The organism is Pseudomonas sp. TE31087, from assembly GCF_057284075.1.
Map to the genome: position 1 here is coordinate 5,177,220 of NZ_JBXVNN010000001.1, position 13,091 is coordinate 5,190,310.

General features: G+C 66.3%; 15 protein-coding genes. 8 read left to right on the forward strand and 7 right to left on the reverse strand.

Annotated elements, in window-relative coordinates; genetic code table 11:
* Nucleotides 1-172 precede the first annotated feature (172 nt).
* The gene (locus tag ACZ899_RS23365) at nt 173-964 is read left to right on the forward strand and encodes an energy transducer TonB (RefSeq protein WP_234562972.1); all 792 of its coding nucleotides are present in this window, start codon (nt 173-175) and stop codon (nt 962-964) included.
* Entirely contained in the window at nt 961-1,416 is a 456-nt protein-coding gene (gene rimI / locus ACZ899_RS23370) for a ribosomal protein S18-alanine N-acetyltransferase (RefSeq protein WP_050706883.1), read from the forward strand. Before ACZ899_RS23365 ends, rimI begins: the two co-directional genes overlap by 4 nt.
* Before the next feature lie 66 nt (nt 1,417-1,482).
* Here rimI and ACZ899_RS23375 read toward each other — a convergent pair whose 3' ends face one another.
* Complete coding sequence (locus tag ACZ899_RS23375) at nt 1,483-2,661, reverse strand: acetyl-CoA C-acetyltransferase (protein ID WP_234562973.1); 1,179 nt, start codon at nt 2,659-2,661, stop codon at nt 1,483-1,485.
* A gap of 177 nt (nt 2,662-2,838) precedes the next feature.
* Between ACZ899_RS23375 and ACZ899_RS23380 the strand changes: the two genes are divergently transcribed.
* Both ACZ899_RS23380 and ACZ899_RS23385 read left to right on the forward strand, forming a co-directional pair.
* Nucleotides 2,839-3,108: a PepSY domain-containing protein gene (locus ACZ899_RS23380; protein ID WP_234562974.1), complete on the forward strand. Its 270-nt coding sequence runs from the start codon at nt 2,839-2,841 to the stop codon at nt 3,106-3,108.
* Nucleotides 3,105-3,635 (forward strand): cytochrome b/b6 domain-containing protein, encoded by a 531-nt coding sequence (locus ACZ899_RS23385; RefSeq protein ID WP_234562975.1) that lies wholly within the window; start codon nt 3,105-3,107, stop codon nt 3,633-3,635. Before ACZ899_RS23380 ends, ACZ899_RS23385 begins: the two co-directional genes overlap by 4 nt.
* 117 nt (nt 3,636-3,752) lie before the next feature.
* On the opposite strand, the gene ACZ899_RS23390 is transcribed toward ACZ899_RS23385, so the two are convergent.
* Genes ACZ899_RS23390 through ACZ899_RS23405 form a run of 4 tightly spaced genes read right to left on the reverse strand, consistent with a single transcriptional unit; the run spans nt 3,753 to nt 7,922 of the window.
* Nucleotides 3,753-4,877 carry an agmatine deiminase family protein gene (locus ACZ899_RS23390; RefSeq protein WP_234562976.1) on the reverse strand — a complete coding sequence of 375 codons (1,125 nt, stop codon included), beginning with the start codon at nt 4,875-4,877 and terminating at the stop codon, nt 3,753-3,755.
* 4 nt (nt 4,878-4,881) lie between these two features.
* On the reverse strand, nt 4,882-5,976 hold the full coding sequence (locus ACZ899_RS23395; protein WP_232855723.1) for an extracellular solute-binding protein: 1,095 nt from the start codon (nt 5,974-5,976) through the stop codon (nt 4,882-4,884).
* A gap of 3 nt (nt 5,977-5,979) precedes the next feature.
* A complete protein-coding gene (gene aguB, locus ACZ899_RS23400) occupies nt 5,980-6,876 on the reverse strand; it encodes an N-carbamoylputrescine amidase (RefSeq protein WP_234562977.1) in 897 nt (298 codons plus the stop codon).
* The gene (locus ACZ899_RS23405; RefSeq protein WP_234562978.1) at nt 6,873-7,922 is read right to left on the reverse strand and encodes an agmatine deiminase family protein; all 1,050 of its coding nucleotides are present in this window, start codon (nt 7,920-7,922) and stop codon (nt 6,873-6,875) included. The genes aguB and ACZ899_RS23405 overlap by 4 nt, the downstream gene beginning before the upstream one ends.
* A gap of 134 nt (nt 7,923-8,056) precedes the next feature.
* On the opposite strand from ACZ899_RS23405, the gene ACZ899_RS23410 reads away from it, so the two are divergent.
* The 4 genes from ACZ899_RS23410 to ACZ899_RS23425 all read left to right on the forward strand — a co-directional run bounded on the left by ACZ899_RS23410 (nt 8,057) and on the right by ACZ899_RS23425 (nt 12,361).
* The gene (locus tag ACZ899_RS23410) at nt 8,057-8,917 is read left to right on the forward strand and encodes a LysR substrate-binding domain-containing protein (RefSeq protein ID WP_234562979.1); all 861 of its coding nucleotides are present in this window, start codon (nt 8,057-8,059) and stop codon (nt 8,915-8,917) included.
* A 314-nt stretch (nt 8,918-9,231) separates the two neighbouring features.
* A complete protein-coding gene (fabV, locus tag ACZ899_RS23415; RefSeq protein ID WP_232855720.1) occupies nt 9,232-10,431 on the forward strand; it encodes an enoyl-ACP reductase FabV in 1,200 nt (399 codons plus the stop codon).
* Nucleotides 10,432-10,598: 167 nt separating this feature from the next.
* Nucleotides 10,599-11,285: a GNAT family N-acetyltransferase gene (locus tag ACZ899_RS23420; RefSeq protein ID WP_485627823.1), complete on the forward strand. Its 687-nt coding sequence runs from the start codon at nt 10,599-10,601 to the stop codon at nt 11,283-11,285.
* 167 nt (nt 11,286-11,452) lie between these two features.
* Nucleotides 11,453-12,361: an alpha/beta hydrolase family protein gene (locus tag ACZ899_RS23425; protein ID WP_203650562.1), complete on the forward strand. Its 909-nt coding sequence runs from the start codon at nt 11,453-11,455 to the stop codon at nt 12,359-12,361.
* An 89-nt stretch (nt 12,362-12,450) separates the two neighbouring features.
* Here ACZ899_RS23425 and ACZ899_RS23430 read toward each other — a convergent pair whose 3' ends face one another.
* Nucleotides 12,451-12,792: a HopJ type III effector protein gene (locus ACZ899_RS23430; protein WP_234561638.1), complete on the reverse strand. Its 342-nt coding sequence runs from the start codon at nt 12,790-12,792 to the stop codon at nt 12,451-12,453.
* A complete protein-coding gene (locus ACZ899_RS23435) occupies nt 12,785-13,081 on the reverse strand; it encodes a DUF1244 domain-containing protein (protein ID WP_050706872.1) in 297 nt (98 codons plus the stop codon). Before ACZ899_RS23435 ends, ACZ899_RS23430 begins: the two co-directional genes overlap by 8 nt.
* Between the last annotated feature and the right edge of the window lie 10 nt (nt 13,082-13,091).

A 13,091-nucleotide genomic window follows, 5' to 3' on the forward strand; every position in this document is an offset into this window, starting at 1 on the left:
TCACCCCTTGGTCTGTTATGGGGATAACCCTGAGCCTCAAAGGGGATTCACCGGCCCACCAGGGACCGTGGGAGCGGGCTTGCCCCGCGATGGCCGATAATCTGTTGCGGCGCATCCTGGGCAACGGCGTTAGAATGCCCGACTGTTTCGTCTATCCCCGGATACCCGCGCCTTGCTGATCGAGTCCCGCCGCCGCGCCTACCTGTCCGCCATGCAAGTGGTGCACTGGCTGCCGCGCGCTGAACTGCCGTTCGCCGCCCCGTCGCGGCCGGAGCTGCTGTTGCCGGTGGCGCCGGTCGAGGACCTCGACTTCGAGGTGCGTCCGGCCGCCCCCGCGCCTGCGCCGAGCGCCACCCCGGTGGCCCCCCAGGCGCGCGCCGAGCGGCCGAAAATCGAAATCCCGCGCCCGGGCAGCGCGCCGAAACCGGCCGCCAAGCCGGTCGAGGCCGAGCAGGAGGCCCCCGCGCCACGCCCGGCGCCGGTGCCGCCACCGCGCTTCGCCCTGCAGTTGCTGCGCGCTGGCAGTTGCCTGCTGCTGGTCGAACTGGCCACCGGCCAGCCGTTCCAGAGCCGCGATCCGTCGTACCTGCTGCTCAAGGACATGCTGCGTGCCGCCGGCCTGCCGGATGCCCCGCAGATCATCGGCGAGCCGGTGCGCTGGCCGTTGCTGATGCGCGGCAACATGGACCAGGGCCCGGACGCCGCCCGCGACTTCGTCCAGGGTTTCATCGCCGCGCGCCTGGAAGAGGCGCCGTGCACCTGCCTGTGGCTGCTCGGCCTGCCGGCCATCCGCTTCGCCGGCCAGGCCGATGCCGAAGCCTACTACCAAGAACTCGAGGTCGACCTGCTCGGCAACGCCTGGGCCTTGCCCGGCCTTGAACTGTTGATGGACGAGCCGCAACGCAAGGCGGACGTCTGGAAAGCCATGCGCCGGCTGATGGCGCGCTGGAAGAGCGTTGAATGAGTGACTCGATCAGTTTCCGCCCGGCAACCGAGGCGGATCTGGATGCCCTGCTTAAGATCGAATATGCCGCCTTCAGCCACCCCTGGACCCGCGGCATCTTCCTGGATGCGCTGAAGTCCTATGAAGTGTGGTTGATGTTCGTTGGCCAGCAGCAGGTCGGCCATGGCGTGATCAACGTGATCATCGACGAGGCGCACCTGCTCAATATCACCGTCAAGCCGGAAAACCAGGGCTGCGGGTTGGGCCTGCGCCTGCTCGAGCACCTGATGGCGCGGGCCTACCAGCTCAATGGCCGCGAGTGTTTCCTCGAAGTGCGCGCCAGCAACCAGTCGGCCTATCGCCTGTATGAGCGCTATGGGTTCAACGAGATCGGCCGGCGTCGAGACTACTATCCGGTGGCGGGCGGGCGCGAAGACGCGCTGGTGATGGCCTGTACGCTGCTGGAGGACTGAGGCGCGCCGCCGCGGGCACCGGTTCAAGCCAGTGCCAGGCGACGGCTGAGGTTCAGGCGGCGAGAATTAACGCTCGATTGCCAGGGCTACGCCCTGACCGCCGCCGATGCAGAGGGTCGCCAAGCCCTTCTTCGCATCGCGCTTGATCATTTCGTGCAGCAGGGTCACCAGCACCCGGCAGCCCGAGGCGCCGATCGGGTGGCCCAGGGCGATGGCGCCGCCGTTGACATTGACCTTCGCCGCATCCCATTCCAGCTGTTTGCCCACCGCCAGCGCCTGGGCGGCAAAGGCTTCGTTGGCCTCGATCAAATCCAGATCGGCCAATTGCCAGCCGGCCTTTTCCAGGCAGCGCTGGGTCGCGGACACAGGGCCGATGCCCATGATCGCCGGGTCCACGCCGGCGCTGGCGTAGGCGGCGATCTTCGCCAACACCGGCAAGCCCAGGGCCTTGGCCTTGGTGGCACTCATCAGCAGCACCGCGGCGGCGCCGTCGTTGAGGCTGGAGGCGTTGCCGGCGGTGACGCTGCCGTCTTTCTTGAACGCGGCGCGCAGCTTGCCGAGGGATTCGGCGGTGGTGCCGGGGCGGGGTTGCTCATCGGTGTCGAACACCAGCGGCTCGCCTTTTTTCTGCGGGATGTGGATCGGGGTGATCTCGTCCTTGAAACGCCCGGTCTCGATGGCGGCCACGGCCTTGCGCTGCGACTCGGCGGCGAAGGCGTCCTGTTGTTCGCGGGTGAGGGCGTACTTGTCCACCAGGTTCTCGGCGGTGATGCCCATGTGGTAGTCGTTGAAGGCGTCCCACAGGCCGTCGGTGATCATGCTGTCGATCAGCTGGCCGTGGCCCATGCGCTGGCCGGTGCGCGCCGAAGGCATCACGTAGGGCGCCAGGCTCATGCTTTCCTGGCCGCCGGCGATCACCACCTCGGCGTCACCGCAGCGGATGGCCTGGGTGGCCAGGTGCAGGGCCTTGAGGCCCGAGCCGCAGACCTTGTTCAGGGTCAGGGCAGGGACCTCGAAGGGCAGGCCGGCCTTCACGGCGGCCTGGCGGGCGGGGTTCTGGCCGGCGCCGGCGGTGAGTACCTGGCCGAGGATCACTTCGTCGACCTGGGCCGGGTCCAGCTGGGTCTGGGCCAGCAGCTGGCGGATCACGGCGGCGCCCAGCTCCACGGCGGAGACGTTGGCCAGGCCCCCCTGGAAACTGCCGATGGCAGTGCGGGTGGCGGCGACGATGACGACTTCGTTCATTGTTGTTCTCCGGGATGCGGGCGTGATCCTCACAGCATCCCCGCCCGGGGCTTATTTGAGAAGTTTGTTTTTCTTTGCCATTGATCTGAAATTCAAATGAATGATTGGCTTGCGGCGGTGCCTTCAATCGGGCGGGCTAAGCTTGGCTGGTTCCCACCAACCAGAAGGGGTCCATTCATGCGCCGTTCAGTGCTCGCCATCACCCTGCTGCTCGCCAGTGCCGGTGCGTTCGCCAAGACAGAGTGCACCACCGCCGATCGCGGCACCTGGCAGGATGCCGACAAGTTCCAGGACCAGCTCAAGGAGCAGGGCTACAAGATCAACAAATTCCAGGTCACCAAGGGCAACTGCTACGAGATCTACGGGTTCGACAAGGACGGCCGCAAGGTCGAGATCTACCACGACCCGGTGACGGGCAAGGCGGTCAAGACCGAGTACCATAAGTGACCGCCAGCGTGCGGCTGTGGGACCCGTTGCTCAGGGTGTGTCACTGGTCGCTCGCGCTGGTGTTCTTCGGCGACTATTTCTTCAACGAGGCCGGTGACGACTGGCACCAGTGGCTGGGTTACTACGCCTGCGTGTGCCTGGTGATACGGCTGACGTGGGGCTTCGTCGGGCCGCGCAGTGCGCGCTGGGCGGACTTCTGGCCGACGCCTGCGCGGCTGCTGGGCCATGCCCGGGCGCTGTGGCGCGGTGAGCGTTATCACCGCCTGGGGCACACGCCGATCGGCGCGCTGGTGATGGTGCTGATGATGACCGGCATCGCCAGCCTGGGCCTGACCGGCTGGATGATGCTGGAGGTGGATGCGTTGTGGGGCGCCGAGTGGCTGGAAACCGTGCACAGCTGGCTGGCCGATGGCCTGCTGGCGCTGGTCTGCGTGCACCTGCTGGCGGCGCTGGTGGAGAGCGTGCGACTGCGCGAGAACCTGCCGTGGTCGATGGTGACGGGGCGAAGGCGGTCTGATGAGCCCTGAGTCTGCCCATCGCGGGGCAAGCCCGCTCCCACGCCAGACCTGCGTCTTCACAACTGGCGTGGGATCGGATTTGTGCAGAACTGGCGTGGGAGCGGGCTTGCCCCGCGATGATCGTCTCTATACCGCCGGACACTGGTTGGTCACGCAGTGAATCCCGCCCCCACCCGCCGCAATCGCATCGATATCCAACTGCACCACCTTGCGCCCCGGATACAGCTTCACCAGCAACGCCCGCGCCTTCTCGTCGGCACTGCGGTCACCGAACTGCGGCGCGATCACCGCGTCATTGATGAGGAAGTAGTTGATATACCCCGCCGCGAAGTCCGGATTGTCCTCGCTGAACTTGCTGCGCCGAGGCTTGAGCGGTGGCGACATCGTGTGCACCTGCAACTTGCGGCCATCGGCATCGGTGGCGTTGCGCAGGATTTCCAGGTGCTCAAGGGTCACTTCGTGATCGTACGAGTCCGGATCGTTGTCCAGGTTCGCCACCACCACGCCGGGCGCCGCGAAGCGCGCGTAGAAGTCCACATGTGCATCGGTGATGTCCTTGCCCTTGATGCCCGGCAGCCAGATGATCTTGCGCAGCCCCAGCCGCTCCTTCAGCTCCGCCTCGACCTGAGCCTTGCTCCAACCCGGGTTGCGGTTGCTGTTGATCCAGCTGCTCTCGGTCATGATCCCGGTGCCATGGCCGTCCACTTCGATACCGCCGCCTTCGCCCACCAGCTCGCTGCGCTGGTACTGGGCACCGGCCAATTTGGCGACGCGGGCTGCCAGCTTGGCGTCGTAGCGGTGCTGCTGCTTGCCGCCCCAGCCGTTGAAGTTGAAGTCCACCGCGCCCAGCGCGCCATCGTCGTCGACCACGAAGTTGGCGCCGATGTCGCGCATCCAGATATCGTCCAGCTCGGTCTCGACATAGGTGATGTTGTGGCTGCCGCATTCCTCCTCGGCGATGTCGCGCTCGCTGGCGCGGCAGAACACCGTCACCGGCTGGAACGCGGCGATGGCACGGGCGATGCGCCCGAGCGCGGCCTGGACGTCTTCGGTGAAGTCTTCCCAGATGGCGTCCTGGGCGCCGAAGGCGATGTAGGCGCGCTGGTGCGGTTCACCCTCGTCGGGCATGAACCAGCGACCGGCCTCGCTGGCGCGGGCGCTGTTGCTGCCGAACGGCAGGCCAAAGCTGGCGGCGGCGCCGAGGCCGGCGACGACGCTCATTTGCTGGAGGAAGGTACGGCGAGTGGGCATGGGGTCAGTCCTGTGCAGTCTTGAAACGGGTCCAGACGCGCATGCGCGCACGCATGTCGGCCTGGGGGATGTCCTTGCCCGGGATCAGCCGGGTGTAGGTGGCATCGGCGAGGTAGATGTCCGGGTTGTCACGCAGGCGCGCGTCCACCAATGGGCGGGCCTTGGCGCTGGCGGTGGGGTAGCCGGTGAAGTTGCTGATCGCGGCCATGTTCTCCGGGCGCATGACGAAGTTGATGAAACGATAGGCGTATTCCGGGTGCTTGGCGTCGGCGGGGATGGCCATGGTGTCCATCCACACCGTGGTGCCTTCGCGGGGCACGCGGTACTGGAAGTCGATGGCCTTGCCGGCGGCCTCGGCGGTGCGCTGGGCCTGGATCACGTCGCCGCTGTAGCCCAGCGACAGGCAGGTGTTGCCGTTGACCAGCTCGGTGACCGGCTGTGACTGCAGCTTGCGCACATAGGGGCGAATGCCCTTGAGCAGTTCGCTGGCGGCGGCCAGGTCTTCGCGTTTGGCGCTGCGTGGTTCGCGACCGAGGTAGTGGAGGACCACGGCCAGCACTTCGTCGGGCGAGTCGATCATCGAGATGCCGCAGTCGGCGAACTTGGCCGCCAGCTCCGGTTTGAACAGCAGGTCGAGGCTGTCCAGCGGGGCGTCGGGCATGCGCTCGCGGATCTTCGCCGCGTCCATGGTCAGGCCGATGGTGCCCCAGGTGTAGGGCACGGTGGCCTGGCTGGCCTTGGGATAGCGCTCGTGCAGCTGGCGCAGACCGGGCTCGATGTCATCCAGCGCAGTCAGTTGCTGGCGGTCCAGCGGCCGCAGGCTGCCGGCGCGCATCAGCCGTTCGGCCACGGTGTCGCCGGGGAACACCAGGTCATAGCCGCTGCGCCCGGACATCAGCTTGGCCTCGAGCACTTCGCTGCCGTCCATGACGTCGTAGATCACCGGGATGCCGGTTTCGGCGGTGAAGCGCTTGAGGGTGTCCTCGGCAAAATAGTCGGCCCAGTTGTACAGACGCAGGGCTTCCTGCTCGGCCTGGGCAGCGCCGGCGCAGGCCACCAGGGCGGCGATGGCGAGCAGTTTCGATGGACGGCTTGGCATGGTTCAGGCCCTCGCGGTTTGTGGGGTACGGCCGTCGAGGGTCATCAGCGGCGCATACATGCTGGGGCGACGGTCACGGTAGATGCCCCAGGTCAGGCGGTCCTCGCGCATGCGTTCCAGGTCCAGGTCGTGCAGCCACACGCCGCTGCTGTCGCGGTCGGCTTCTTGCAGCATGGCGCCTTTGTGGTCGCAGATGAATGACGAGCCGTAGAAGTGCATCGACAGGTTGTCGTCACTACGGGCGACCTCGTGGCCGACCCGGTTGGCGGCCACCACCGGCAGCAGGTTGGCGGCGGCGTGGCCACGCATGGCCATCTGCCAATGGTCGCGCGAATCCAACTCGGCGGCGCCCGGCTCCGAGCCGATGGCGGTGGGGAACAGCAGCACCTCGGCGCCCATCAGCGCCAGGCAGCGGGCGGTCTCGGGGAACCACTGGTCCCAGCAGATGCCGATGCCCAGGCGGCCGAAGGCGGTGTCCCAGACCTTGAAGCCGGTGTCGCCGGGGCTGAAGTACTCCTTCTCCTGATAGCCGATGGCGTTGGGGATGTGAGTCTTGCGGTAGATGCCCAGCAGGCGGCCGTCGGCGTCGGCCACGGTCAGCGAGTTGAAGAAGGCATTGCCGGCGCGCTCATACCAGCTCAGCGGCAGCACCACGCCCAGCTCCTTGGCCAGGGCGGCGAAGCGCTTGAGCAACGGGCTGTCGTGGTAGTCCTGGGCCAGGGCCTGGTGGCTGTGGCACTGCTCGATGCAGAAGTACGGGGTGGCGAACAGCTCCTGTAGCAGGATCACCTGGGCGCCCTGGGCGGCGGCCTGGCGCACCAGCTGCTCGGCGCGCTCGAGGTTGGCGGCCAGGTCCCAGCTGCAGGCCATCTGCGTGGTGGCGATGCGCAAGGTGCTCATGGGCGCGCTCCCTGCCAGGCCGGCTGCTGCTGGGTGATGCAGTGGATGCCGCCGCCGCCGTGGGCGATGTGGTCGATGCGCACCGGCACGACTTCGCGGCCGGGGAAGGCCAGGGCCAGCTGCTGCGCGGCGGCCTGGTCGGCGTCGATGCCGTAGGCCGGCATGATCACCGCGCCGTTGGCCAGGTAGAAGTTGGTGTAGGAGGCGCAGAACACCTCGGCTTCGGTGTCCACGGCCGCCGTGGCCTCGTACAGGTCGAGCAGCTCGAACGACCGGCCCTGGGCATCAGTGGCCAGTTCCAGGGCGCGGCGGTTCTCGCGGGCCACTTCGGCGTACACCGAACCCTGGTCGTGGGTGGCGTCCACCAGCAGCACGCCGGGGCGGGCGAAGGCGCACACGCCATCGACATGGCCGTCGGTCATGTCGCCGGTGACGTACTGCGGGTCGCCCGGCAGCCAGATGGTCTTGCGGATGCCCAGCAGGCGGGCGAAGCAGTCCTCGAAGTCGGCCTTGCTCAGGCCCGGGTTGCGGTTGGGATTGAGTAGCACCGACTCGGTGGTGATCAGCGTGCCTTCGCCGTCGACGTGGATGGCGCCGCCTTCGTTGCACAGCGGGGTGCTCAGGCCTTCGAGGCCGAGGTGGTCGAGGATGCGCCGGGCCAGGCTGCGGTCCTTGCCATGCTCGGACTTGTCGCCCCAGGCGTTGAAGCGCCAGCTCAGGCCGGCCACGCCCTGTTGCGGGTGGACGAGGAAGGTCGGGCCGCTGTCGCGGCACCAGCTGTCGTCCACGGCCAGTTCGACCAGCTCGATGCCGGGGCCGCACAGTTCGCGGGCAATGGCCATGGCCGAAGGATCGACCACCATCTTCACCGGCTCGAAGCGGGCGATGGCGGCGGCCACGCGGGCATAGTCGCGCTGCACGTCGGCCAGGGTCACGCCCCAGCCCGACTCCCACAGCGGCTTGTTGTGTGGCCAGATCATCCAGGTGGCGGCGTGGCGGGCCCATTCGGCAGGCATGCGCCAGCCGCTGTCGCGGGACAGGGTCATAGTGAACTCCGATCTATTAGGGATTGTTATCAACGAAGCCCGCCGTCGCGGGTGTTGCTGCCCATGTTATGGCTGGGAAAGTGGCGCGACAAACGATAGATTTAGCGTATTTCTGATTAGTCAGGCTTATCAGCATGCTCAAGCATTGGCCCCCGCTCAAAGCCCTGCGTGGTTTCGAAGCCGCCGCCCGCCTGGGCAGCTTCCATAAGGCCGCCGAGGCCCTGAACCTCACCCAGTCGGCGATCAGCCAGCAGATCCGCAGCCTGGAAAGCTACCTGGAACAGCCCTTGTTTCATCGCAGCGGGCGCAGTGTCAGCCTGACCGATGCCGGGCATGACCTGCTCAGCACCACCCAGGCCTTGCTGCAGCAGCTGGCGGTGGGGATTCGTCGTCTCGACCAATACCGCAAGCCCAACCAGCTGGTGGTCAATACCACCCCGGCCTTCGCCCGGCATTGGCTGTTACCGCGCCTGGCGGATTTCCACCGGTGTCACCCGGACGTGGACCTGTGGCTGTTCACCAGCTTCGAGGTGCCGGACATGGCCAGCGAGACCATCGACCTGGCGATTCGCGACGATATCGGCCCGCAGGCTGAATGCAGCTTCACTGTGCTACACCAGGACACGCTGTATCCGGCTTGTCACCCGACATTATCCGAGACCGGGCGCACGACCTTGCACGGCGAGCGCGAGATGGACTGGAGCCACTGGCAGCTGGAGGGCGGCGAGGAGGTAGGGCAGCAGGGCAAGGGGCTGAATTTCTCCGACCCGGGGCTGCTGCTGGAGGCGGCGGGCGAGGGGCTGGGGATTGCCCTGGTCAGTCAGCTGCTGGCGCAGCGGATGGTCGACGAGGGACGTTTGCGGCCCTTGTCGGCACAGCGTGTACGCGGGCCGGTGTGGAGCTGCCTGGTGCATTGGGAAAGCCAGGAGGATCCGTTGGCGCGGCAGTTCCTGGCATGGTTGCGCGAAGCCTTGCAGCCAGCACCGTCCCTGTAGGAGCGGCCTTGCGCCGCGAAAGGGCCGCGCAGCAGCCCCAGGATTTCAGTGTTGACACAAAGATTGCCGGGGCCGCTTTGCGGCCCTTTCGCGACACAAGGCCGCTCCTACAGGACCGCGCCAGCCTCAAGATCAACGCCGTACCTGTAGGCGCCGGCTTTGCCGGCGAATGGGGGCGTGCAGACAATGCAGCAATGCGAATCACCCCGTAATATGTGTCGGATATCCCGCGAGGGTAGTCTCACCCTCTAGATCAAACGGCAGCGCCCCGAATCCGGGTGCTGCCCCAGCCTAAACCTGACGAGGTACAGACATTGGCCATCATTCATCCCAAGGTTCGCGGTTTCATCTGCACCACGACTCACCCCAAGGGCTGCGAGCTCAACGTCCGTGACCAGATCGAAGCCACCCGCAAGCTGGGCGTGCGCGAGGATGGTCCGAAGAAAGTCCTGGTGATCGGCGCCTCCAGCGGCTACGGCCTGGCCGCGCGCATCACCGCGGCGTTCGGCTTCAAGGCCGATACCCTGGGCGTGTTCTTCGAAAAGCCGGGCACCGAGACCAAGCCCGGTACCGCCGGCTGGTACAACGCCGCCGCATTCGACAAGTTCGCCAAGGCCGAAGGCCTGTACAGCAAGTCGATCAACGGTGACGCCTTCTCCGACGAAGCCCGTGCCAAGGTCATCGAGCTGATCAAGAACGAAATGGGCGGCCAGGTCGACCTGGTGATCTACTCCCTGGCCTCGCCGGTGCGCAAGCTGCCACAGACCGGTGAGCTGGTGCGTTCGGCACTGAAGCCAATCGGTCAGCCGTACAAGTCGACCGCCATCGACACCAACAAGGACACCATCATCGAGGCCAGCATCGAGCCGGCCACCGAGCAGGAAATCGCCGACACCGTCACCGTGATGGGCGGCCAGGACTGGGAGTTGTGGATCGACGCCCTGAACGCCGCTGGCGTGCTGGCGCCGCAGGCCCGCACCGTGGCCTTCAGCTACATCGGCTCCGACATCACCTGGCCGATCTACTGGGACGGCGCGCTGGGCAAGGCCAAGCAGGACCTGGACGAAACCGCCCAGCGCCTGGGCAAGAAAGTCGGTGGCAGTGCCAACGTGGCCGTACTGAAGTCGGTGGTCACCCAGGCCAGCTCGGCGATCCCGGTGATGCCGCTGTACCTGTCGATGGTCTTCAAGATCATGCAGGAGAAGGGTATCCACGAAGGTACCCAGCACCAGCTGGACCGCATGTTCCGTGAGCGCATGTACCGTGCGGACGGTGCGCCGGCTGCCCTGGACGACGAAGGCCGTCTGCGTCTGGACGACTGGGAACTGCGTGATGACGTGCAGGACGCCTGCCGTGCGATGTGGCCGAAGGTGACCACCGAGAACCTGTTCGAGCTGACCGACTACGCTGGTTACAAGAAGCAGTTCCTCAACCTGTTCGGCTTCGAGCGCGCTGACGTCAACTACGACGAAGACGTGGCGACCGACGTACGGTTCGACTGCATCGAGCTGTAAGCAAGTCCTTGACCGCGCAGCCGTTGATGACGGCTGCGCGGTTCCCGCCGACGACTTGTTAATATTCTGAAACAAATCACCCAATGGCCCTTTGCCATGGGCACCCTCCGCCTGATCTATACCCCAGCTATTGGCCTTGCAATTCCGCCGGGGCCAGGGAGGGAGCAATGGGCGCACTGCAAAAACTACAAGAACGCATCCGCCAGAAGGGCCTCAAGCGCACCTTCAAGACGTTGTTCGAACGCTACGTGTTCTTCCACTGGGAACTGCTGTGGATGGAGCGCGACCTGATCAGTCCAGTGCCACCCCACAGCCTCAAGGCCCACACGCCGGTCACCCTGGTGCAGATCACCCCCGCCAACGCCGACGCCTTCGCCGCGTATTTCGGCGACCGCGTCGAGACCATGCGCGAACTGGCCGCCGCCGGGCACACCGGGCACATGTACCTGGACGAGCAGGGCGACGCCGTGGCCTTCATCTGGGCCAGCGTGGTCGACTATCACGACAAGCACTACTACGGTTGCACCTTCCCGGTGAAACCGGGCGAGTTCTTCGAATTCGGCGGCGAAATGACCCGGCCCTACTTCGGCAGCGAGCTGTCGGTAACCGCCCAGGTCGAACTGTGGAACGCCATGCGTGAGAAAGGCTGTCACAAGGTGGTGGATGTGGTGGAGACCCACAACGTGCCAGCCATGAAGCTGCACCTGCGCATGGGTTACCACGAGCAGGGTCGGGTGATGCATGTGTATGGCCTGTTTGGCCGCTGGAAGCTGTTCCGCGAGACCCGCTACCACGGCTCGCGCCTGGCGGTGCTGCGCAAGCCGGGTGTGGCGCGGGCCCTGCCGACTGCTTGAACTATCGCGGGGCAAGCCCGCTCCCACGCTACCCTGAACTGGGCAGGGTAGCGTGGGAGCGGGCTTGCCCCGCGATAGGGCCGGTACAGCCACCGATTTTTTTGCTAGCGTGGGCGCACGACAACAGCCCGTCCGCCAGCATGGCGCGACGCCGCAGGGAGCGCGCCATGAGCAGCCTCACCCAACCCGCCTGTGCCTTTCGTCATGTCGCCGCCGACGGCTACAGCCTCGGCGGATTCCGCTGGCGCCACGCCGAGCCCGATCCCGGGCGAGCGCTGGTGATCATCAACGCCGCCACCTCGGTGCGCTGCCGTTACTACTCGCGATTCGCCGACTACCTGTTCGCCCAGGGCTTCGACGTGCTCACCTATGACTACCGCGGCATCGGCGAATCGCGCCCGGCCACGCTGCGCGGCTTCCAGGCGTCCTGGAGCGACTGGGGGCGGCTGGACTTCGAGGCGATGCTGCAATTGGCCGTCGCCGAGCATCCCGGCCAGCCGGTGCATGTGGTCGGCCACAGTTTCGGCGGCTGGGCGCTGGGGCTGGCGCCTTCGGCGGCGCAGGTGCGCCATGCGGTGCTGGTGGGGGCGCAGTTCGCCTACTGGCGTGACTACGCGGCGGAGCAGCGTTGGCAGCTGTTCGGCAAATGGCATGTGCTGATGCCGCTGTTGACCCGGGTGTTCGGCTACTTTCCCGGCAAGCGCCTGGGCTGGCTGGAGGATACCCCGGCTGGTGTGGTGCACGACTGGAGCACCCGCACGCCGCGCTACGAGCACCGGCCCAGTGGGCGCCTGCTCGAGGCGGCGCCGTTCGAACAGGTGCGGGCGGCGACCCTGGCCGTCAGCTTGACCGACGATCCGTTCGGCACGGTGGCGGCCACCGAGAGGTTGTTGGGGTATCTGCGGCAGGCCGAGCGTCGGCACCTAAGGGTGGCGCCTGTGGATATCGCGGTGGAGGAGATCGGGCATTTCGCGTTCTTTCACGATCGGTTTCGTGAAAGTTTGTGGCCGATTGCGCTGGGATGGCTGCGAGAAGGGCAGTTGCAGGGCCAGGTGCCGGGTCGCGTTATCGGTTGAGGGCCCATCGCGGGGCAAGTCGCATCGGCGCACCGCCGCTCCCACCAGCAGTGGGAGCGGGCTTGCCCCGCGATGGGCGAGACGCGAAGTCAGGCCAGGCGCGTGAGCGGCTGGGCGGTCAACTTCACGCCGGCCAGCCCATGCTTGATCAGCGCACGGATATTGCCATGATCGCTGCCCTCGGGGGTGGCCACCACGCTGCGGTAGTGCTCGCCGAAGGCCAACAGTGCTTCCTGGTCGCTCAGCCCTTCCAGCAGCGCCAGGCCCAGGGTCTTGCACGAGCCTTCGTTCTGCCCGGCGGCATTGTGCACGTCGCCGTTGTCGAAGGCCTGGGGCTGGTAGCTGTAGTTCGCGGCGATGAACGCCAGGGTGTCGGCGAAAACGTGTTCGCCGCTGGCGAGGCTGCTGCGCAGGGTGTTCAGGTCAGTCACGGGGTTTTCCTTGTTCGAACGCCGCCTGTTGCTCGGCGCTGGCTTCTTTTTGGTGTTGGGCTTTCCACTCGGCGTAGGGCATGCCGTACACCTGCTCGCGGGCATCGTCCAGGCTCAGCTCGATCTGGCGATCGTCGGCGGCGGCCTTGAGCCATTTCGACAGGCAGTTGCGGCAGAAGCCGGAGAGGTTCATCAGGTCGATGTTCTGCACGTCGGTGCGTTTCTGCAGATGGTCGACCAGGCGCCGGAACGCGGCGGCTTCGAGTTCGAGCTGTTGTTGCGGGGTCATGGGCGGTCTC